Source organism: Paenibacillus ferrarius (assembly GCF_002027705.1).
GTDB lineage: Bacteria > Bacillota > Bacilli > Paenibacillales > NBRC-103111 > Paenibacillus_E > Paenibacillus_E ferrarius.
The window spans coordinates 64,815-86,679 of record NZ_MBTG01000021.1; the positions used below are offsets into that span (position 1 = coordinate 64,815).

At 43.6% G+C, this 21,865-nt stretch carries 22 protein-coding genes, 1 tRNA gene and 1 pseudogene; 8 read left to right on the forward strand and 16 right to left on the reverse strand.

Annotation, left to right across the window (positions count from 1 at the left end; all coding sequences use genetic code 11):
* Positions 1-32: 32 nt before the first annotated feature.
* The 11 genes and pseudogenes from BC351_RS43540 to BC351_RS21945 all read right to left on the reverse strand — a co-directional run bounded on the left by BC351_RS43540 (position 33) and on the right by BC351_RS21945 (position 8,960).
* Complete coding sequence (locus BC351_RS43540; RefSeq protein WP_244209137.1) at positions 33-761, reverse strand: vWA domain-containing protein; 729 nt, start codon at positions 759-761, stop codon at positions 33-35.
* Positions 762-776: 15 nt separating this feature from the next.
* A pseudogene (locus tag BC351_RS43545) lies at positions 777-1,292 on the reverse strand (TerD family protein); the annotation flags it as partial.
* Positions 1,293-1,409: 117 nt separating this feature from the next.
* On the reverse strand, positions 1,410-1,931 hold the full coding sequence (locus tag BC351_RS21905; protein ID WP_079414929.1) for a cupin domain-containing protein: 522 nt from the start codon (positions 1,929-1,931) through the stop codon (positions 1,410-1,412).
* 146 nt (positions 1,932-2,077) lie between these two features.
* Positions 2,078-2,338 (reverse strand): hypothetical protein, encoded by a 261-nt coding sequence (locus tag BC351_RS21910; RefSeq protein WP_079414930.1) that lies wholly within the window; start codon positions 2,336-2,338, stop codon positions 2,078-2,080.
* A gap of 109 nt (positions 2,339-2,447) precedes the next feature.
* Positions 2,448-2,951: a CBO0543 family protein gene (locus BC351_RS44395; RefSeq protein WP_079414931.1), complete on the reverse strand. Its 504-nt coding sequence runs from the start codon at positions 2,949-2,951 to the stop codon at positions 2,448-2,450.
* Positions 2,952-3,050: 99 nt separating this feature from the next.
* Complete coding sequence (locus BC351_RS21920) at positions 3,051-3,209, reverse strand: asparagine synthase (protein ID WP_079414932.1); 159 nt, start codon at positions 3,207-3,209, stop codon at positions 3,051-3,053.
* Positions 3,210-4,092: 883 nt separating this feature from the next.
* A complete protein-coding gene (locus tag BC351_RS21925; protein WP_079414933.1) occupies positions 4,093-4,464 on the reverse strand; it encodes a hypothetical protein in 372 nt (123 codons plus the stop codon).
* 86 nt (positions 4,465-4,550) lie between these two features.
* Positions 4,551-6,041, reverse strand: a complete 1,491-nt coding sequence (locus tag BC351_RS21930) for an alginate lyase family protein (protein ID WP_079414934.1) — start codon at positions 6,039-6,041, stop codon at positions 4,551-4,553.
* Positions 6,042-6,277: 236 nt separating this feature from the next.
* Entirely contained in the window at positions 6,278-7,441 is a 1,164-nt protein-coding gene (locus BC351_RS21935) for an SMP-30/gluconolactonase/LRE family protein (protein ID WP_079414935.1), read from the reverse strand.
* 25 nt (positions 7,442-7,466) lie between these two features.
* Entirely contained in the window at positions 7,467-8,057 is a 591-nt protein-coding gene (locus tag BC351_RS21940; protein WP_244209135.1) for a zinc-dependent alcohol dehydrogenase family protein, read from the reverse strand.
* A 51-nt stretch (positions 8,058-8,108) separates the two neighbouring features.
* The gene (locus BC351_RS21945) at positions 8,109-8,960 is read right to left on the reverse strand and encodes an SDR family NAD(P)-dependent oxidoreductase (RefSeq protein WP_079414936.1); all 852 of its coding nucleotides are present in this window, start codon (positions 8,958-8,960) and stop codon (positions 8,109-8,111) included.
* A gap of 280 nt (positions 8,961-9,240) precedes the next feature.
* On the opposite strand from BC351_RS21945, the gene BC351_RS21950 reads away from it, so the two are divergent.
* The 3 genes from BC351_RS21950 to BC351_RS21960 all read left to right on the forward strand — a co-directional run bounded on the left by BC351_RS21950 (position 9,241) and on the right by BC351_RS21960 (position 13,019).
* A complete protein-coding gene (locus BC351_RS21950; RefSeq protein WP_079414937.1) occupies positions 9,241-9,900 on the forward strand; it encodes a TetR/AcrR family transcriptional regulator in 660 nt (219 codons plus the stop codon).
* 151 nt (positions 9,901-10,051) lie between these two features.
* On the forward strand, positions 10,052-10,939 hold the full coding sequence (locus BC351_RS21955) for a fructose bisphosphate aldolase (RefSeq protein ID WP_079414938.1): 888 nt from the start codon (positions 10,052-10,054) through the stop codon (positions 10,937-10,939).
* Between the two features lie 349 nt (positions 10,940-11,288).
* Positions 11,289-13,019 carry an ABC transporter ATP-binding protein gene (locus BC351_RS21960; RefSeq protein WP_079414939.1) on the forward strand — a complete coding sequence of 577 codons (1,731 nt, stop codon included), beginning with the start codon at positions 11,289-11,291 and terminating at the stop codon, positions 13,017-13,019.
* 1,164 nt (positions 13,020-14,183) lie between these two features.
* On the opposite strand, the gene BC351_RS21965 is transcribed toward BC351_RS21960, so the two are convergent.
* Positions 14,184-15,446 carry a P1 family peptidase gene (locus BC351_RS21965; protein ID WP_079414940.1) on the reverse strand — a complete coding sequence of 421 codons (1,263 nt, stop codon included), beginning with the start codon at positions 15,444-15,446 and terminating at the stop codon, positions 14,184-14,186.
* A 461-nt stretch (positions 15,447-15,907) separates the two neighbouring features.
* On the opposite strand from BC351_RS21965, the gene BC351_RS21970 reads away from it, so the two are divergent.
* Entirely contained in the window at positions 15,908-16,885 is a 978-nt protein-coding gene (locus BC351_RS21970; protein ID WP_079414941.1) for a toxin Cry1Ac domain D-VI-related protein, read from the forward strand.
* Between the two features lie 461 nt (positions 16,886-17,346).
* On the opposite strand, the gene BC351_RS21975 is transcribed toward BC351_RS21970, so the two are convergent.
* The 3 genes from BC351_RS21975 to BC351_RS21985 form a co-directional block, all read right to left on the reverse strand.
* The gene (locus BC351_RS21975; protein WP_079414942.1) at positions 17,347-17,664 is read right to left on the reverse strand and encodes a type II toxin-antitoxin system RelE/ParE family toxin; all 318 of its coding nucleotides are present in this window, start codon (positions 17,662-17,664) and stop codon (positions 17,347-17,349) included.
* Complete coding sequence (locus tag BC351_RS21980) at positions 17,661-17,924, reverse strand: type II toxin-antitoxin system Phd/YefM family antitoxin (RefSeq protein WP_079414943.1); 264 nt, start codon at positions 17,922-17,924, stop codon at positions 17,661-17,663. Before BC351_RS21980 ends, BC351_RS21975 begins: the two co-directional genes overlap by 4 nt.
* Positions 17,925-18,249: 325 nt before the next feature.
* A tRNA-Ala gene (locus BC351_RS21985) sits at positions 18,250-18,322 on the reverse strand.
* Positions 18,323-18,532: 210 nt separating this feature from the next.
* On the opposite strand from BC351_RS21985, the gene BC351_RS21990 reads away from it, so the two are divergent.
* Positions 18,533-18,820 carry a hypothetical protein gene (locus tag BC351_RS21990; protein ID WP_079414944.1) on the forward strand — a complete coding sequence of 96 codons (288 nt, stop codon included), beginning with the start codon at positions 18,533-18,535 and terminating at the stop codon, positions 18,818-18,820.
* Positions 18,821-18,835: 15 nt separating this feature from the next.
* Positions 18,836-19,351 (forward strand): VanZ family protein, encoded by a 516-nt coding sequence (locus tag BC351_RS21995; RefSeq protein ID WP_079414945.1) that lies wholly within the window; start codon positions 18,836-18,838, stop codon positions 19,349-19,351.
* Here the strand turns inward: BC351_RS21995 and BC351_RS42365 are convergent.
* The gene (locus BC351_RS42365; protein ID WP_158082188.1) at positions 19,329-19,481 is read right to left on the reverse strand and encodes a hypothetical protein; all 153 of its coding nucleotides are present in this window, start codon (positions 19,479-19,481) and stop codon (positions 19,329-19,331) included. The genes BC351_RS21995 and BC351_RS42365 overlap by 23 nt on opposite strands.
* A gap of 111 nt (positions 19,482-19,592) precedes the next feature.
* Here BC351_RS42365 and BC351_RS22000 point away from each other — a divergent pair, with 111 nt between their 5' ends.
* Both BC351_RS22000 and BC351_RS22005 read left to right on the forward strand, forming a co-directional pair.
* Positions 19,593-21,413, forward strand: coding sequence for an ABC transporter substrate-binding protein (locus tag BC351_RS22000; RefSeq protein WP_158082189.1), 1,821 nt, complete (start codon positions 19,593-19,595; stop codon positions 21,411-21,413).
* A 60-nt stretch (positions 21,414-21,473) separates the two neighbouring features.
* Positions 21,474-21,860 (forward strand): hypothetical protein, encoded by a 387-nt coding sequence (locus BC351_RS22005; protein ID WP_079414947.1) that lies wholly within the window; start codon positions 21,474-21,476, stop codon positions 21,858-21,860.
* Positions 21,861-21,865: the final 5 nt, after the last annotated feature.

A 21,865-nucleotide genomic window follows, 5' to 3' on the forward strand; every position in this document is an offset into this window, starting at 1 on the left:
GCCGCGTTGTATAGCGGCAATGAAGGTTTTCTTTATTGTCTGAGTATTCTTTGATTTGTGGCTGCCTCAATCCATTGCGGGAATTCATTTAAAAGAAGATTATACAAGGCTTCATCGGAAATCGAGGCAATATCATGAATATGAATGAAATTCGCATTATCTACAATACGTCCTTCCATCGTGTCTAATTGCTTAAGGACTTCAAAATCTGAATGACCGATCCCTACGAATTGCCAAAAAATAGGGTGGACAGCCGCTTCGGTTATCACCTTTTTAATAGCTTTCACGACACCGCCATCGTTAATGAATACTAAGAACACAGGCAAAGAGGAAATTTCTTCAACGGTATATTTATGAATGACATCTTTCATAACTGGCGGCTCGTTGTTTCTGCCAAATTTATGAATGTGCGGGTTGGTTAGAATCTGCTTTTGCACATATTGCTCCAAATCAGCCTCTGTAGCAGCGGATAAACGGCTAAATTCATTATCGTATACCCACACATCCAAGCTGGCATTATCGTCAAATTTACAGGCAACAGCCAGTATGCGCTCAACGACTTCCTGAACGGTACCATTTTTGTACAAGGGCATCATAGAACCGGTAACATCAAGTACGAGACCCACTCGGGCTACAAGATGACTCAAGTTTTTCTTTTCTAAGGTGATTTGTACCAGTTTCTTGCGCAAATCAATAGAAGACGGGGGTTTAATCTCAGCAGCAACGGCTGCTTCAGGCTGGGCATCTTGGACGACCTCCAATCCAAAATGGGTACACAAAGCAGCTAAGCCTCCGAAAAATCCACTGCCTACAGCATTGAATTTCCACTCCCCATTGTGCCTGTACAATTCGCCGGCGACAATGGCTGTCTCTTTGGATAGATCGGCGCCAAAATTAAAACGGAATAATTCTTGATCGTTATCTGTGTTTACGAGTCTAACATACGCATTTGAAACGTCTTTCATCATGTAGCCATGCTGATCACCTTCATGAATGGTGACTGTGAAAGCCAATTTCGCTGCTTTTGCTGGTAATTTGGAGAGGTTGATTTGTATCATTTCTTGATCTGCACCCAAACTTTGCTTGTGACAGAGGGCACTATTTTCTGAAATTGGGTTCCCATAAAAAATGAAGTCTTCATCCTGTTCGCATTTGCTCCTTTCGGATAATACGAAACATGCAGCATCAATAGTCATAGCCGCATTCGCAGATGTCCAGCCAAAGATGAGGCTAAGATTAGAGAGATGGGTTCCTTTCGTCACATCTACTTTTTGTCCTTTTGATAGTATCATAGGTGTTCTCCTTCAAAGTTTATATTGGAAAATTATACCTTGGTACCGAGTTTTTTGGCAATTGGAAATACATAAAAGCCACCTAGAGATAGGTGGCTTTTATAGGTATATAGTTCATTACACAGGAAGCAGCTCATAGGCTAATTTTTTGATGATCTCCTTATGCTGCGGATATTGCTGAAGTAAATCATCTTGTGCCAACAGTTCGAAGTCCTGAAAGTCAAAGCCAGGCGATACCATACATCCAACTAGGGAGAAGGTGTTATTCAGCATAACGGAAGACCCGAAAATGGCATTTTTGGGAACTAAATATTGCGGGGTTTCGCCATTTTCCAAATTAAGTCCTAATTTTACTTCTTCATAGCTGCCATTTTCATGAATGACATGAATGGTTAAGGGGCTTCCGGCATGAAAATACCACAATTCATCCGATTTCAACCGATGGAAATGGGAGACATCATGTGATTGCAAGAGAAAGTAGATACTGGTATAAAGCAAACGTTGACCTGTGAACTGAACGGATAATTCCTGATCAGAAATTTGTTCTTCAGCTTGATAGGTCCGTTTATAATAACCCCCTTCGGGGTGGGCTATGAGCTCGAGCTTAGAAATCCAGTATTCGGGAGTATTAGTTAACATGCTATCATTCCTTTGTAATTAAGTATAATTTCAAAGAGAAGTATAAACCATACGCTGATATTTCACAACGCAGCCGAATCTATTACGAGATTGCAATATCATATAGCAAAAAAGGGCAGCCCATGGGCTGCCCTCAATCACAATGATCAATTGCGTTGCAATAACAAATATCCGCTGATTGTTGATGTTTTTTTCTGGAATACGATTCTAAAGCCAATATCATGATCTAATAAACAGTTTAAGGCATTAATAAGCAATCCATTGCGTACCAACGTAAATGTACAAGGTTGCGTATTGCCAATAATACGAACTGCAGTAATCCTGCGTGCGGAACCGGGAACCAGAGGATTCCTTGTCCAAGTAATCAATACCAAATCAGGTTGACGAACAGCTTTTGCGCGAGCCATTTCTATCACCTCGTTTCTATATAGATTCTCTATATAGAATGCGAGATTGCTTATAATGTGCTAAAAAAAGGCGCTGTAATCACTGCTTGGCATGGCCGCGGAGAACGTCTTACTTCCATATTGGAATTTTAAAGGCAATAACTAAAAATAAAATAGCGAAAAAGGAGAACAATAGCGCTTTGCTCACGTTTCTATGGTGAAGCTCCAGTGCGTAGAACATAGCGAAGTAAAAGGCAATAGAGCATGGAAAACTCCAGCCATGGTTGTAGATGATGAGGTCAAGGATGTACCAGAAGTATTCAATTGCTGAAAAGCCGGCAACCCATGCGAGATAATAATAAAATTTGTTTCTTTTCTTTGAAGTTGGGAAGAAATGCAAATATAGAATGGCCGTGCAGGGCAGTAGTATAAAAGTATTCAACAAATCAGTTGTCTTATGATTCAGCAGAGAATCAGAGCGAAAGGACCAAGTTAAAGAGTGACTGCATAAAACATTATAAAGCAAATTGCAAAAAGACAAGTATAGAACGGTTTTATAATAAAGTTGCCATCTCTTTAGAGATCCGGTGAGGATACTAGTCAGCAGCAATGCGATATTGCAAAACAAAATCATATGAGTATCTCCTGAATTCAGATCGTCCTACTCCAAAAGGCTTATACAGTTAAGAAGGGAGGGAGGCGAGCATGAGCCTCCCTGTTCGTCTTGCCAAACTTACCGATGCTCAATTAAGTCGATTGCTCCAAGAATCATATGAGCAGCTCCAAAGCCAAGGATACCCATACCGGCAATTTTATTCTTGCCTCTAAGGATTGTATAACCAGAAGCAGTAACTACAGTTCCAAGAACGGCAGGAATCAAACCTTCACGCATATACAACACTCCTTTTGGTTTTGTTTGGAAGACGACTTATTATGCTTCAAAAATAATGTTCATATACCCATAATAATGAAGCTCGTGTGAGGGGAAAAAGAAAAAGAGGCTGTCCCATAAGCTGAATTTTAGTAGGTAAGCGTCGATAGATGATGGGGTTGATTACTTTCATGTGGTTCCAGATCAGATCCGTTCACCCGAGTGTAAAAGCCTGCGAAAATACAGGAATTTCCGGGCGAATTCGGTTAAAACGTGGAAATGCCTGCAATTGTGCAGGCATTTTTATCTTTTTCAGCCGATCATCCAGAAAAAGCCTCAAAAGCCTGCACAAACGCAGGAATTTAATAGTTACGGCTATTCCAAGGTCCAAAAAGATGCATAATTGCAGGTTTAGAGAAAGAAACTGTGGACATAGATCCGGAACACCATATTCATACGCATGAAAGAAGATCACACGCAGAACGGCCAGAACAGCCAGTTTATGTCAGGTTATGATGTACGAATCCGAGCTGCCGGTAATCGAATAGTAAAAGTAAGTTTGGTATAGGCACGATCGAGCTTCTCCGAATCCCATGTGGGGGACGCTCGAGATGATGTCCATAAGACTGGAAAACATACTTATGGAAGGGAAAAGGTGCTGTTTCTCCCTGAGTAGTGGCAGCTGTAAGGCTGAAATACAGCTTTAAAGTGGGCAGGATGTCGGGTGGCTTTCGCTTGCCCATAATTTGTTGAAGAAAGCGGCCGTAGACGCAAAAAGAAAAGGAGTTAAGCCATGAAAGCCGCTTAACTCCTTTTCTATTTTTAAAAACTCATTTTTCTGAACAGCAGCCTTGTCCTAAGAGTCATTAGTTCTTACTTTTGGGACGGCCTCCTCAGCTAATCTTTACATAGGGGGACTTAAACTTGTAATGAAAGACATGTCTGACTGAAGAATCCGTTGATCATTTACCAGATTTCCAAATCCATCTAAACCGAAAACTGACATTATCGCACTTGTTGTGTTTAACACATTAATTTGAACCTCATAAGCCACATTGCCGGCAATGAAAAATTCACGTACATCATAGGCATTTGGAAGAACAATATAAGAAGTGGCGTAGTCCGTATGGAAGACTGTTGAGTTGACAGAAGCAAAAATTTGAACGGTTATGATAGCTGTGTTGCTGAGATCAATATTTCTTGTGTTTACAACAATGTTGGATGCTGCTGTTCCAGTAACATTCGTATTCGTAATGACACCAGTTGTAAAGGGCATGTCCAATCACCTCCCCTCATTACCTTTCTATAAACATATTCTTCTAGAAAGGAAGTTGTGAGGGGATTAGTTTAGTAGTGTTATATTTATTTGGAAGTGATCGGAACTCCATACAGCAAGTGCTCTCGCGCTGTCGCATCTTTTTCTTTCAATAATTGTTCAGCGGCAGTTCGGAATTCTTGTTTGCCATAAATTTTCGCCGCAGTCGTCATGATGGGAATTGCCGAAGAAAGGTTCTCTGCTTTTATTTGCTCAAACTCCCATGCTTTTTGCTTGCTAATGTAGGGGCTCAGAAACTCCAACGCTTTAAGAATACTGCGCCCGTCAGCCGTCTTATAATTCCAAAGATCGACTCCGACTTTGCTTCCCAAGCGAGCAACTTGGGTAAGAGCATCCATATTGTAAGTCGAATAATGCAGGGAACGCGTCCGACTTAACTCACGAGGCATACTTCCATCGGGTTCAATTTGAGCAGCAATGCGTTTTTTTGATTCTTCAGCTACCTTCTTGGCAATATCGGGTTTCCCGCTGAATAAGGCGTAGGCGGCGACTTGTGCGTCATACCAATTGCCATGATTGTTTGTGGCATTCTTCTCGTCATTACCGATCGGACTTTCCATGAGCCACTTCATATAGTCGCCAATCCATTGCTTGAAATTATTGAAGTCTTGATCGGATAAATAGTTCGAACCTTTTAAAATCGTGGCAGGATCAAGCGTATTGAAAATATTTAACGTCTCGATAATCCCCGCTGCTCTGCCCTCATTGACACCTGGAACCGATTGACCGTAGTCCAAACTCGGATTCATGCGCGTAGCAGCATCCAGATACCAAACTTTGAGCAATTTTGCCGCGTATTCAGCATAGGCTTCGTTTTCGGTATAGAAATAAGCTAACGATAAGGTACGGATGCCTGAGGTGGTTTTGCCGAAGTTATCTCTGTCAAATTTATTCGTATTGACTTCTGGGTTCTGTTGTCCGTCTTTTTGTATATAGGGTTTTCCATCAGGTGTATCAGGATTCGGCCACCAGTAAACACCGATCGAGACATAGTCATGCTTATCACCGCTAGGAGCGACCGTGGTTTTATCTAGGATTGAAAAAGGGCCTTTTTGCATAGCCAAATCTGCATCCTTCTTCAACTGATTTACGCTTTGTGTAATAAATGAATCTCCCGCCAAGTATTTGCGTTTTGCTTCATTCAATGTGTCTGCATCTAAAGTAAGCAGTTTGGAAGTATCCAAAACCACTTTGTTTTTGCTTGGATCAACGGCGTTGCTTCCAATCATGATGGATCTGCTGTCGGATTTCCACTCAACACTTTTGCCAAGCAGTTCTCCGATCAGCCGAATAGGAACGTACGTAGTATTCTGGTACATCAATGTTTCTGGCACTAAGTCACCCTGATTGTTGTACAAACCTTCTGGAGCGCTTTTATTTACCCCGTTCACGATTAATTTCAACTTTTGCAAGCTAATGTCGGCCGAGTTTGTAGCTGCAAGACCAATCCCAGAGAAGAACAATGATCCGCATAAAAAAGAGACAGCGACATGTTTAAAAGAATACTTTTTACTCATTCATACACTCCCTTAATAAAAGATAATAATGACTGTAAAATAATAAAGCGTTTGCAATGTCAATACTATCTCCTTCTAAAGGGCGCTGACAGGTGTTTTTTCAATATCAATATGGGTAAATTTATGAATTCTTTGTTTCACAACCATTTGCTCGCGAGTCATAATGGCAAGGGGGGAGTATGAATTTATCCTCCATATGAAAAAAAGGTGATACCCGAAGGTAACCACCTCTAGCATTATTTAGTTAATAGCACGCGATGAACGCCTTGGCTTCCTCCAGGAGCCGTTCCTATATATAAATATCCGTTATGGTTTACAGCCGTAGTTACGCCGTACACTGAGCCTATTGGGTCGTGCCAACTTCCAGTGAGTTCCCCCTGCGGACTGAACTCCGCAACAAGTCCATGCTTCGCCGGTGCACTTGCGCCGCTAAGCAGCGACTCCGGCAATTTGGCCATGGTACCGGCCAACCAAGGGTTGCGGTGCATCTGATCTACAAAAGAAATGCGTGTCGTGAAAATACCGACCCAGAAACGACCTTGATCGTCTCGTGTAATGTTGTCGGGGAAGCCTGCGAGATTACTTGCGAAAATATCAGATGTCCCCTTCTTCGGGCCCTTCAGCCAGTACCTAGTCAACTGATAATGATACGATTCAGCTACAAGCACATAATCTTCCTCACTAGACAACGCTACCCCATTTGCAAAATAGAGCCCTTCTAATAGGACAGTCGTCTGCTTGGTCATTGGATCATACTTCAGCAAACGTCCGTGCGGCTTGTTCTCGGCAATTTCTCTGAAAGTCACGCGGCCATAGTTCGAGGTGTCGGAAAAATAAATCGAGCCATCCTTGGCAATATCAAGCTCGTTAGCTAAATAGATCGGCTTGCCGTCCACTTGATCGGCCAGTACCTCTATACTCCCGGATGGGTTTATAGACAGCAGTCCCTTCTTGATATCAGTAACGATCAAATTTCCATTAACGTCAAATTTAAGCCCATTGGGCGTTCCTTTGGTGTCTGCAAACACTTGAGCCTTTTGCGGGTTGCCCTCCGCATCGAAAGCAACCTTATAAATTTTCCCATCCGAATCTCCTGTATATAGCTGGCCTTCCTTATCGAATGTAATGAATTCCGGGGATTGAGGGGCATCAGTAACGAGCTGAGCCGAGCTGAGTTTATTGTTCTTTTGCCATGGGCCTGGTTCCTGCAAAGAGGGGGCGATTGGCACGGACCATTTTGCCGGTTCGATCGGTGAAGGCACAAGCAAGAAAACGATCACTCCAAGAAGAAGCAACATAAGCAGCGATAACATAAATCTACGTACTATTTTGCGCTGTGAGCGTTGAGGGCGATTCACGCCTTCAGTTGATTTAACGGAGCGAACTTGTGAGTTTGGCATTAAAGCGCCTCCTATGTCTTTTAAGTTAGATTTGAACTACGATTTTACCGAAATATTGCTTTCCTTCAGCCAAGAGCGCGAATGCATCTCCAATTCGTTCCAGTGGAAATACATGGTCGATGACAGGATGTAAATGATGATGGGCAATCGCTCGATTCATCTTTTCAAAGTGATGTCGGTTGCCGACTTGACTGCCGCGAACAGTTGCGGCTTTCTGCAAAATACTGGTGACATCGTATTCCGGAATGGTCAAGCCCGATAAGAATCCGACCATACTCAAGGTTCCTCCAATGCGAAGCGCATTTATGGATTTTACCATCGTAGCCGCTCCTCCAACATCCAGAACGTGATCGACGCCGCCAGTCAATTCTAACGCTGCCTTATCCCAATCGGGAACTTCCGAATAGTTAATTGTTTTCCATGCACCGAGAGCTTTTGCTCGTTCTAGCTTGGCGTTGCTGCTCGATGTGATGATGGCTCGTGCTCCAGCCATAAGAGCAAATTGAAGCCCGAAGATGGAAACACCGCCTGTTCCTTGCAACAGCACGGTATCGCCTGCTTGCAAACCACCGTATTCAATTAACATGCTCCATGCGGTTAATGCCGCGATCGGCAAGGTGGCGGCTTCCTCCCTCAAAGCCGAAGCCGTTTGTCAGTTGTACAGCTTTCATCGAGTTGTCCTCCCTGCAAGATCAGAGTGAGCACCTAGATTCTTATAATTGTTATTATTGCCGGAGCCTCCGCGTGGACGAAGCATGCCTCCAACAAGCCGAAGACCTTGCTTGCGTGTGATGAATCGCGATAACTGCGCCCCGATATAATTCTGCACACCCGGAACGACGTACATTTTCCCTTCCTTTAACGCGCGAAGTGCTACCTCTACGACTCTTTCCGGCGTGTCTTTCTTTCCGACGGAAGCTTCTTCCGTTCCTACAACACTAAAGAAGCTGGTGTCCGTCGAACCGGGACAAAGTGCGAAGAATTTAATGCCGCGGTCGCGGTTTTCCCACCATAAAGCTTGAGTAAATGATAGAACGAAAGCTTTCGTTGCCCCATATACGGCCATATAGGGAAGCGGTTGAAATCCGGCGGTTGAAGCCACATTCATAACTGCACCTGAGCCATTGCGTAACATATCCGGCAAGAACAAGTGGGTCATATCTACAACAGCGGCGACATTGAGCATAACTTCTTCGTGTTGACGCTCACCTGACACTTGTTCGAAATAACCATGTGTAGCAAAGCCTGCATTGTTGACAAGCATGTCGATATCTACTTTCAAACGTCGACATTGCTGATATAACTCGCTGGGCGCTCCTTCTTTTGAAAGGTCCATAGAGATAACTTCGGCTTTGATGCCATACATTTTTGTAAGCTCATCTGCCAGGCTCTCAAGCTTGCTCTCTGATCGGGCAACGAGTACCAAATGACTGCCTTGTTTGGCCAGTTGTCTTGCGAATTGTTCTCCTATACCAGAAGAAGCTCCCGTGATTAGCGCCCATTTACCTTGAATTTTCATAGTTCTATTCTCCTTTTAAATACTATGTTATAATATAGAAACGATGTTACCATTTGACCAAGAGAAATTTCCATTACCAGAGAAAGATAAGTAGTATCGTACTATTTGGTAACAGTGTTTCTTAATGGTTTGATTGTAACTCGCTTTTTTTAGAAAGTCAATATAGTCTTTGAACATCTAATGTCTCATTGACAACTGCGTAACAACTATATAAAATTCCTTGCAAGAGAGTCAGGAAATTGGTTTCCTGATGCAAACACGATAACCGAAGGTGATGATTATGAGCGGTCAAGAGATCTCTTCCAATGCGAACTCGCGAGTGTTGAAAACCTACCAAGAAGCTCGCTTGCAAAATACTGAAAATCTCCGCAAACTCGTTGTTGATGCTGCGGCAATGCTTTTGCAAGAAGAGGGGCCGGAAGCCGTTACGGTGCGTAAAGTTTCGCAGAAAATGGGTTGCTCGACAAAAATTATTTATAGTTTGTTTGTTAATAAAGAGGGCTTGGCTCAGCAGTTGTATCTGGATGGCTGCAAGCTTCTGGCAGCTGAATTCGAGGCGACGCCGCAAGCTGCTGATCCAGTACAGCATATGATGAATTTAGGTGAAAGCTTTTGGCAATTCGGGCAGCGTTACGCCAGCTATTATAAGCTGATGTTCGGAGGTGCTTTTGCTGATTTCAAACCGGACGAGGCAAGTGTACAAGGTACCGTAACAGCCATGCGCCAATTAATAACCGTAATCAGCCATGCCCAAGAGCAAGGACTGATTCCTGGCCATTATGACACGGAATCCATTGTACGAATAGTCTGGGCCTCGCTCCACGGCGTTATTCATCTTTACATGGGTGGACACTTAGGAGATGTACAATCAGCCTATGCGGTCTACAGGCAAACCTTGTCTCTGATTGTTACTTCGTTGTTGCCCGTTGAGAGTCCCTAAAGAACGTTTCGTATAGTTGTTGTTTACTGCTGTCTGCGGGTTCTGTTTCTCCTGCATGCCTAAAATGTATGTTTGCAACTAGAAGTGATATAATTGATAAGTAAGATTCAAGAGGCAATTCAGTCCATGAAATAGGAGGAGAAACATATCCATGAATACAAATCAATTGGATCGAATCCAAACGGGAAAGGGCTTTATAGCGGCCTTGGACCAAAGCGGTGGAAGTACTCCTAAGGCTCTGCTGCAGTATGGCATAAAGGAAGATAGCTATTCCAATGAAGATGAGATGTATACCTTGGTGCACGAGATGAGAACGCGCATTATTAAGAGTACCGCTTTTGATTCCAAGTACATTTTGGGTGCAATTTTATTTGAGAACACCATGGACCGTTCCATTGACGGGCAATTTACAGCCGATTATCTTTGGGAGAAGAAAGGCATTGTGCCTTTTCTAAAAGTCGATCAAGGGCTTGCCGATCTTGAAAACGGGGTTCAGCTTATGAAGCCTATTCCTGGTTTAAACGACCTTCTGAAGCGGGCGTCTGAGCGAAATATCTTCGGGACGAAAATGCGCTCGCTTATTAAGGAAGCCAATCCTGCCGGAATCAAAAAAGTCGTTGAGCAACAGTTCGCCATCGGTCATCAAATCGCCGAGATGGGGCTAGTACCGATCATCGAACCGGAAGTTGATATCAATAGCGCGGATAAGGAAGCATCGGAAAAACTATTAAAAGTTGAGATTTTCGATCAACTATCCAAACTTGGCAAAGACGTAAAAATCATGTTGAAACTTTCCATACCGACACAAAACAATTTCTACAGCGACTTAATGGAGGATCCACATGTTCTCCGGGTTGTAGCTTTGTCAGGCGGCTACACGCAAGCGGAAGCGAATGAGAAGCTGGCACACAATCATGGATTGATCGCCAGTTTCTCGCGTGCCTTGTCGCAGGGACTAACGGCCGAACAAACAGACAATGAATTCAACGCGTTGCTTTCCAAAACCATTGAAGACATTTATGAAGCCTCTATCAAATAAAGTGATAAAACGATTCGAAATGCCAAGCAACTACTGGATGGCTAGCGGAGCGATTGCGAATACGAAAAAAACGACGATAACTTAAGAACAATTGCCAAATAACAAACTACTCCACGACAATGATCGTGGAGTAGTTTGTTTATTTGGTGAAAGTTTAACTATAACCAAATAAGACCATGAGTTTTAATAATGGAATGGTTTACGATGGGATTATAAAAAACAAGGAGGAATTGACATGAAAAAAATGATGAATTCTACCATGCAAACATATAAGGGGAAACATTTTCTTTAGTCATAAACAGCATATCCCTTATATGTGTTTTAAATAACACAAAGAAGGGGAAATTCGATGCGTCCTACAGTTAATAAATTTTTCTCATATTACAAACCGTATTTAAGCATGTTTATTTCAGTATTGGCCTGCTCCTTAATCACATCAGTTGCGACCTTGGTGTTTCCGCTGCTCGTTCGGTATATTACGAAAGATGTTCTGGAAGGAGATTTATCAACTGCGCTTAATGAAGTGTATTGGGTTGGAGGGCTAATGCTAGTTTTAGTCGCGATCCAGAATATCGGTAATTACTTTGTGGACTACAAAGGCCATGAAATAGGCGCTCGCATGGAAAGTGACATGCGCAGCGAACTATTCGCTCACATGCAAAAGCTTCCCCATAGCTTTTACGATAAAGAAAAGACAGGTCGGCTCATGTCTCGAATAACGAACGACCTGCTGCTGCTCTCCGAGCTGTACCATCATGGTCCGGAAGATTACATGAAATATCTCGTCCGCTTTGTAGGAGCATTTAGTATTTTGTTCTTTATTAACGCGCCATTAACGATCGCCGTATTCTGTTTCTTACCGTTTCTAGGCCTCTTAGCTTTGTATTTTAATAAAAGGTTGAACAAGGCAATAAGAAGAAACAAAGAGCGAATCGGGGATGTAAACGCTCAGGTCGAGGATAGTCTTTCGGGTATCCGTGATGTAAAATCATTTGCCAACGAGATCGTAGAGATAGGGAAGTTTGACCAGGCAAATGCCCGTTTCTTCGAAAGCCGCAAGATCACGTATAAAGCTGAGGCGCTTTTTTACAATAGCTTTGAAACCGTTATTCAATTGATTACGATTACGGTGATCATCTTTGGCAGTGCCAGTATCGTCAACGCTGCTTTAGATTTACCGGATTTGCTTACTTTTTTACTTTATATCGGTTTTATGATCGAGCCAATTCAACGACTGAACCATATGAGCACACAGCTTCAAGAAGGAGTCACTGGCTTTCAGCGCTTTATGGAAGTCATGAATTTGAAGCCGTCAATCGAAAACAAATCGAATGCCATAATTCTGCCGGAGATACACGGGGAGATCGAGTTCAGACAAGTTTCCTTTTATTATGAAGAACATTTGGACAGAGTATTACAGAACATTTCGCTTCGTATCCAGCCAGGTGAGTATGTTGCCTTAGTGGGTCCGTCTGGTGCGGGTAAAACGACATTATGCTCGCTCATCCCTCGCTTTTATGATGCGATAGACGGAGAGATATTAATAGATGGGATCAACGTCCGTAATATCGACCTAGAGTCGTTAAGAAAAAGAATTGGTTTTGTACTGCAAGATGTTTTCCTTTTTGCGGGGACGGTAATGGATAACATCCGTTATGGAAATCAAGCAGCCAGCGATGAAGAAATTATCGCAGCAGCCAAGCACGCTAATGCCCATGATTTTATTATGAACTTGCCAAATGGCTATGACTCCGAGATTGGCCAGCGAGGTGTCAAACTGTCCGGCGGACAGAAGCAGCGGCTAAGCATTGCTCGCGTATTCTTAAAAAATCCACCCATTCTTATTTTGGATGAGGCGACAAGCGCACTGGATAACGAGAGCGAAAAAATCATTAAGGCATCGTTAGAATTGCTGGCTAAAGGGCGTACAACTATCATAATTGCCCACCGCCTTTCTACAATCCGCAATGCAGGGCGAATTATCGTATTGACGGAGGACGGTATTGCAGAACAAGGTACGCATGATGAATTGCTTGCGCGAAATGGCGTGTACGCAAATTTGTATGCCACGCAGTTTTGAATATATTTAAATGATGACGGGCTCTCTCTTTCGCAGAAGGGGGGAGCCTCTGCATGTGTAGTTATTCTTTCCACGCGGGCGGAGCCTACAGGGGTTCTTTCCGTATGGGCGGAGCCTACTTCGTATGAAAGAAGAGAGATGCTGGCCTCTAGATGGGCCTTTTTTGCATTTCACTGGATAAACTCCAGTCAAAGGAGCATTTCTATCTCCCAAACCCGATACCACTGGATTTATTCCAGTGGTATTTGGGTTTGTGGCCTCTAGGAAGTCGTTTTTTGTATTTCACTGGATAAATTCCAGTCAAAGGAGCAATTTCCTCTTCCCAAACCCGATAACATTGGAGTTATTCCAGTGTAATTTGGCAGTAGTGTTGCAGTTGCGGTTGCCGAAAAAGCAGTCTCAACGCGCGAAACAGGCTGCATCCCTGCGAAAGCATGCTGAGCCTGCCAAAAAGGCTGTCTCCGGAGGGAGACAGCACTGAACCCCCGCTGAGCCTGCCGAAAAAGCAGTCTCAACACGCGAAACAGGCTGCATCCCCGCGAAAGCATGCTGAGCCTGCCAAAAAAGCTGTCTCCGGAGGGAGACAGCACTGAACCCGCGTTGAGCCTGCCGAAAAAGCAGTCTCAACGCGGGAAACAGGCTGCATCCCCGCGAAAGCATGCTGAGCCTGCCAAAAAGGCCGTCTCCGGAGGGAGACAGCACTGAACCCGCGTTGAGCCTGCCGAAAAAGCAGTCTCAACGCGCGAAACAGGCTGCATCCCCGCGAAAGCATGCTGAGCCTGCCAAAAAGGCTGTCTCCGGAGGGAGACAGCACTGAACCCGCGCTGAGCCTGCCGAAATTATTTTTCATTATGAGCCTAGGGGATGTCTGAATTTTGATTAAATGGCTGACGAAGCAAAATCGACGAAGACAAGCTTAGCGTTAGATTCAGATGCCGTGCTCCTGCACGTGAAGATTCTTCGAAGCCTACTCATCCGCTCCGTCTGCGCTCTCCCGTCGTAGTCGGTTTTACAACCATCAAACATCTCAAGATCATGATACATGAAGATCTTGAGATGTTTACCGAACAGTTTGCTGCGATCGAAGCCTCATTTAATGAAGGCAGACTAAGTTGATTTCTTCCATACGGCTTCGGATAAATCATACGGGGCTGAAACATCATTTCACTTCGTACTTTGTTGATGTTTAATTTGTGCTTGGGCTGCCTTTACTCCTCTGACGATGGCCTGTTCGAGCACCACCGCTGCTACTGTGCCGACTGCGGTCACGGCAGCATTACCAATTAGCCCGCTAGTATCGGTTCCGGTAGCTATGCAGAAAATAGTGTCCCCGTCAGCTTGAATATGCACCGGGGAAATCGCCCGCGCCATTCCGTCATGGGCGAGTGTCGCTATCCTCCCAGCCTCAGCTTTGTCTAGTTTGGCAGTAGTTGCGATTACAGCGATTGTTGTGCTTCTGTTTCGTATCGAGCTTGGCATTGGTGGTATTCCTTCAAGAATTGCCCTGGTTTGGTTAACGAATTTACCATCAGGCTCGAGCGCCCCGGCTATGATATGGTCATGATCCCAAATATCTCCAAGGGCATTGACTACTACAATAGCGGCTACTATAGGCCCGCCCGGGATTTGCCAAGAGGCGGTTCCAACTCCACCCTTCATCGGCGTACCGTAGATTTTCCCTACCGTCGCACCAGCTCCCGCACCAACACTGCCTTGCGCCACGGAACCGGCCTTGGCAGCTTTTGCTGCCTTGTAGCCAAGCTGTGCGTCAGGCCTAGGGGAGCCTTTCGCATAATAAAGGTCAAAAATAACAGCCGCAGGCACGGTAGGGAGTGGTCCAACACCTGTCGGGGTACCGTACCCATGCTCTGCAAGCCAGTTCACGACCCCTGCTGTTGCCGCAAGACCGAAGTTGCTGCCGCCCGTAAGAAGAACCCCCTGTATGAGGTCCGTTGCAGTTCCGGGCTTAATCGCATCTGTCTGTTCCGTTCCCGGATAACCGCCTCTGACATCCACGCCGGGAACTGCGCCTTCAGGATACAAAATAACCGTACAACCGGTACGACCGCTTTTATCCTCTGCGTGCCCCACTAGGACACCTGGAACATCGGTAATACTCCCTTTGGCATGAACTTTTATTCCCTGACCAATTAAACTGTTGGCACTTGGTCCAATCGGTTGATTAAGTATGCTGTGATCTTCTCGATATACTGCCTTCTCGGGATAGTTCTCACTATTGAAAAAAATTTTGTTGTATTTTTCAGGTACCCCTTTGCCTTGGTAAATCCCTGAATTCCTCAATCGAACTGGAAAACCCCAATATTTCGCCGATCGATTAACTTTGTCTGCGTTCTTGCGCTTCTCATCATACCATGCATCCGCTGGAAGTATGATTTTCGTGGTTAATTTTGATTTTTTTCTATCCATGATTTCAACTCCGGTTTCATGCAGAATGGTACTGCTTAAGTCTCATTGGATGACGTTCACCTATAAATAGTATGTTTGTGATGATAAATGTGCTCTGATAAAAACCAACATTTTTCCATCTAAAATAGTTGTGGATGGCATCGAGCGCCGCTCTTTTAATGCCCGATACTGATCAGCATTCGTTCCGTCCACGCGGGCGAACGCCTGACCGCATCGCTGCCAGCGATGCGCTTTCCCTCGTAGGTTAGTTTCACTGCTCCGTGAAAAAAATATTTATTCACCGTGTAATGAAGCAGGACATTTCCAGATTCAAAAGTTTTGCTCTACCGGAGTTAATGGAAAGTGCCAGATGTGCTTAAACAACGGTTTTTCTTTATCCGCCACAAAACCAGACTGACAATAAAACTTGAACAAATAAATGGCATATATTACAATTCTATTTAAGACTAGGGGGATTTCGCATGAAAAAAACAATAATCATTTCGATTGTGGCTTTATTACTAGTAGGAGGTATTTCGGGTTTCTTCATTTGGGAAATTCAAGATGATAAAGCGAAGAAAGAAATGGCTATAATAGCAGACATTTCAACGATTCAAGAGAAGGTAAATTCTCTTTATAATGACAACCAAAAAATGAATCTTGCAGATCAAGTTAACAATGATATCATAAAAAGTACAAATGACTTATTTTTAAATATTAATAATAAAGAACTTTCACCCCAAGCTTCCATATTACTCAATCAAGCTTCTTTTGACATAAGTTATGTGGAGAAGATGTTCTCTGTAAAACAGAATATAGATAAACTTTTCGATAAAAATGGCGCAATTATTGAATCAGCTGACATTAAGTCCTACAAAGACCAGTTAGATACACTAAAGTCGGATAAGCCTTCCTTTGTAAATGAAATGATGACTAAAATTAATGATGCCGAAACTCAAAAAGAACAAATTTTAACTGCAACAAGGATGGTTGATGCTTTATTTACATCATCAGAAAAATCCACTGTAAAAGAATCCATTACCCGAACAGAAATTGATAATGCTAAAGCAAAAATAAATGATATTAAACAAGATAAAGCAAAAGAAAGTTTATTGTCATTTATTCAACTAACTGATTCGTATATAGATTCAAAGATAAAAGCTGAAGCCGAAGCAACCGCTAAGGCTAAGGCTGAGGCAAAAGCTAAGGCTATAGCTGATGCAAACAAATTAAAAAATAATAACTCTGGCAAATCATCTTCCCCATCAAAGAAAGCTGATGGTACCTTAGATCTAACAGATTGGTCAGAATATAGCACAGGGGATCCGGTCTCACTGTTGAAGTATTTGGCATCGGGCGACGTTGTTAAATATAATGGTCGATATTGGGCCTCGCCAAAATTAGTAGAAATGATATCAAATGAAGAAGTGGTTTACTATAAGGATATTTCCAAGAAATAACTAGATCAATCACATCCTTTACTTATACTAAACGGTATATCTAGATCGTTCTTATCTCGCACATTCCATAAATTAAAGGCGAAAACCTGATATCAAGCTATTCTTGAAATCAGGTTTTTGCCTTTTTTCATAGTTCACGAAAACAAGCTTAGTGGAAGATTCAGACGCCGTGCTCCTGCACGTGAAGTTATTCTTCGAAGCTTATTCATCCGCTCCGTCCACGCGGGCGAACCCCCCGGGGTTCGCTCCCCACGGCGCCAAATGAAAGAAGCACCACAACCAATAGGTTGTGATGCTTCTTTTTCATTATGGAGCCTAGGGGGATGTATGAATCTCGATTTAACTTACTGACGAAACGAAGTCGACGAAGATAACCTTAGCGGTAGATTCAGACGCCGTGCTACTACACGTGAAGTCATTCTTTGAAGTTTATTCATCCGCTCCGTTCACTACAAAAAAGCTTAGAGCAAGCTGTTCCATTGTCTCTTTCCGTAAAGAATCCGAATAATTGTAACGGTTTCTTCTTTTTCTGAGATGACATAGAACACGATGTACGAGTCCACGAGTATATGTCTGATGCCATATGCTGCCAATCGTTCATCGCGAACTAAACCGTTTCTAAAAGGCATTAGCTCCAATTGAAAGGCGGCTTCAGCGATTTTGGCAATCATTTTTCGCGCCGTCGTCGGTTCCAGTAATTCGTTTGCGATATAGTCGGCGATGTTCCGCAGATCCGTTTCTGCCAGCTCAGTGATCACTAAACGATATTTTTGGCTCACTCCGAAATTCCCTTCTCGATGTCTGCAAGTGCCTCATGAAAAGGTCGTACCTTTTGCTTTTTCGATTCATCTATACCATCATCCAGCAGTTTATACAGTTCGAACTTTCCAACTATTTTCTCGTATGTTTCAATACTCATTACAGCTAAATCGCCTTGCCCATTCTTCGTAATGTAGACAGGTTCATCATATTTATGGCAAAACTCGGATATTTCGTTGTAATGATTTCTTAGATCTGAACTTGGTCGAATATGTGGCATATTAATTCTCCTTAGGACATTATATCGTTATTTTATCAAAATAACGATACGGGCTCAAGGTCATTAAGCCTTATTTAGTTTATATGTTAAAAGAACAAAATCAAGAGATGTCCGAATCCTAATCTAAATGGCTGACGAAGCAAAATCGACGAGGACAACCTTTGCGGTAGATTCAGCCGCCGTGCTCCTGTATGTGAAGTTATTCTTCGAAGATTACTCATCCGCTCCGTCCGCGCGGGCGAACCCTCAGGGGTTCTCTCCCCTGGGCTCCTTGAACGAAAAGAAAGAACATGCCCAATGACATGTTCTTTCTTTTCGTTCTGTATGGAGCCTAGGGGGATCGAACCCCTGACCTCATCGCTGCCAGCGATGCGCTCTCCCAGCTGAGCTAAGGCCCCGCGATGTCGTTATTAATAATGTCGACTTTTCGTATTATACATGAATTAGTCGCCTCAGGCAAGCCCTTGATGAAGAAAATTATTATTCCTATTTTTCTAGCGTTAGTCATTTGACGTTTCTGTTGCAATCAGCAGTAAACGTTGTTTTCAGCCGCATGTTCATGCTACGCTAAGAAAATAAACTAGTTGATCGTGTAGGAGTGACGGAACGTGTCGAACGCAGTATTGTATTGGACTTTCTTGGGGATTGCTTTTGTAATCCCGTTTGTGATTGGCGTGTGGCTCATGCGGAAAACGAATCGCTTAGGATTCTCATTCTGGATAACAACAGCTTTAAATATTGTGTTAACGCTTGCTGCGGCACTCTGGTGGAAATCAGTGACTTCCGATACATTCTACATGATGTTTGGGATGGCTTTCTATGGAGTTTCAGCGGTAAATCTGATGGTGATCGAATTTTTTGCTTTGTTCAGCATTCGTAAGAAATTGAATTCGTAAGGGGACAAATTGGATATGCAGCATGCAGCTTCCCGCAGATATTTTTATGTTTTTCTCATTGCAGCCGTCCTTTGGATGGCGTTTATTTTTTTTAAGTCGGCGGAAACGTATCAGCAGCAAAGCTTGCGTCCGCTTTTAGAATCCAAATTCACTGCGGACCAGTTGAAAATGAGTGTACCACACTTGAATTTTACTTATGATCATCAATCGGTAACTTGGGAGGACCCCTTTGGTGCAATCGAGTTCTTCATAAGAAAAGCAGGGCATGTTAGCGAATTCGCTATCCTAGCCCTGCTTTGGTCCTTAGCGCTCTTGGCGAAGCCTGTTAAAGTCGTCATCGCACTGCTCACCTCCTCAATCATTTCGGTGCTTTACGCGGCATCCGATGAATGGCATCAAACTTTTGTCGATGGTCGAACGGGTCATGCGATTGATGTAGCGATTGATTCCATTGGCGTTGTTCTCGCTGTTCTGGTCATCCTCGTGGTTGTCGGGATCCGCAAATGGATTAAACGAAGAAGAATAAGCTAGTTAGCAGCATGTACACTTTTCTTTTTTTGATGGATTTAAACTTCCAAAGCTCGCGAGCTTCAGCTTCTAAATCCTGCTGCTGCCATTGCATTAATTTTTCCGATACATATAAGTCTGTTGGTTGCATCATGATCACATTCCTTTCTTTTCCTGTTAGGTTAAGTTTACATCTAGAATAAGGGGAACAAAAAGTGTATAATTCACTTTAATGATTTCCCCTTTTACGGATAGGAGTTGGATTATGCAGCTGTTGAGCCATTTCTTAGAGCTTCGGGCAGGTTTTGAGCATGGGGTTGAACAGGTGCCGCAGCCTATTACGTTAGATGAATTAGCGGATCGGTTGTATTGTTCAACGCGGAATGTGAAGCTTTTGCTGAGAAAAATGAGTGATCAAAATTGGATTTCTTGGAAGCCTGGAAGAGGTAGAGGCAACGTTTCGGAGCTGACGTTTCTAGTTTCTGCTGAGGATATGATTTCGAAACAGGCAATGGCTTTAGCGAGTCAGGGAGATTATAAAGGGACGATTGAGCTGATACACCAATTGGGCAGGGGAGAGGCGTTGCAGGACTCTTTCATCGATTGGCTATTCAGTTTTTTTGGTTATCGCGCGGTTGAGCACGAGGAACGTTATAAGGATACGCTGCGTTTTCCTGTGTACAAGTGGCTGGTCTCTTTGGATCCAGCCTATTCGTTTTTTGCTTTTGACAGCCATCTTATGAATCAGATTTTCGACACTTTGGTTCTGAATAATCCGCAGACGCTGACGGTTGAGCCGCATTTGGCACACTACTGGGAAGTTAGTGAAGACGGTTTGCACTACACCTTTTATTTGCGCAAAGGCGTACTGTTCCATCATGGCCGAGAAATGACGGCATCCGATGTCTATTATTCCATATCCAGGATCAAGGAGCTGGGTGCGGCTGCAAGCCAAGGCTGGATGACGGAAAGCATCGAGAATATGACTGTGCTTAATCGGAGTGCGATAGCGATTGAGCTGAAGCAGCCGAATGTTCTCTTTTTACAGCAATTATCACATTCGTCTTTAGCGATTTTGCCTGAGGAAATTTGCCGCGATAATGAGGAGATTTTCGGAAGGATGCCGATTGGAACAGGGCCTTTCCGGCTGGAACGCAATGATGATTATATTTGTAAGCTGCGTGCTTTTGACAGCTATTTTGGCGTCAGGCCTCATTTGGATCAAGTGGAAATATGGCTTTTGCCTCACGATTTGGCCGAAGCGGGTCCAAGCTGGGACACGGTGCAGGTACTTTGTGATCATACGAATTCCCGTAAACCCGTGGGAGCAGTTGGGAAGGATTCGGAATGGCACCAGATTGAGCAGTCTATTCTAGGGTGCAGTCTCCTCACGTTCAATCAGAGTAAAGAAGGCCCTCAGCAGCATCCGTTCTTTCGACAAGCGATTGATCTTATCCTAGATCGAGAAAGGATGATTGAAGAGCTCGGCGGCTTCAGAGAGGCACCTGCGAGCAGCTTTCTGCCTACCTTGATTGGAGCGGCTGCTCCTTATCGGACGGATGTAGAAGAAGCCAAACGATTGCTTGCTGAGATGGGATATAGCGGTGAAGTGCTAGAGATGTACATCTATAGCAACAATAATGAAGATGCGATATGGATATGCCAGCAATGTGCCAAAGCAGGCATTCACATTCATCTGACGACTCGTGAGAAATCGGAGATGATGAAGCTCGATACGATCATGGAAGCGGATCTGATTTTCTATCATATTTGTATGGAAAGCGAGTATGATCTTCATATTATTCAGACGCTGAAGCAAAGCAATAGCTATGTCCGTGCCCATTTGAGCGAAGAACGCATGGCTTGGGTCGATCAGGAAATTGAGAAAATTCTTGTGAATCCGAGCAGAGAAGAGCGCATTTGCCAGCTGCATCAGCTAGTTGAGATTCTGCAGGAAGAGAAGTCCTTCCTATTTGTTCTCCATCGCTCCTTGCAAACGACTTATCATGATTCGATTAAAGGAGTGAGTATAAATGACTTGGGCTGGGTTGATTTTCGGAAAATATGGTTCGCCCCCAGCGGTTGATAAAAGCTGAAAAACGGGAAATACTCTCTTTATGAAAAAATCATTTGGAGGGTAAGGATCATGAGTAAAATAAAAAAAGCCAGCATTGTGCGTTTCACAGAGCGAAATGATGTGCGGTGCGTGGATGTTGAGGTCAAAGCGGATGGTATCCATGGTTTGCTGCTTGCTGAATTTGCGGCAACAGCCGATCATGATTTCGACCTGCGACATGTGTACCGCAAAGAGGCGTCGAGTGAAATCGATTGGTATGATAACAATTTGCATGAAGCGTTTCAGGACGTGTCCGAGGAGCTGTTTCACAATAAGTGGGTGGAACGAGAGGAATTTAAAGAAGAGATCCTAGCCGTTGGCTCGATTCGTACGGATTTGGAAGAGCATTTTAAGCTCAGTCGAACGGCATCTCTCTTTCATACAGATGATGTAGAGGATCAAACCTATTTACACTAGAGAAT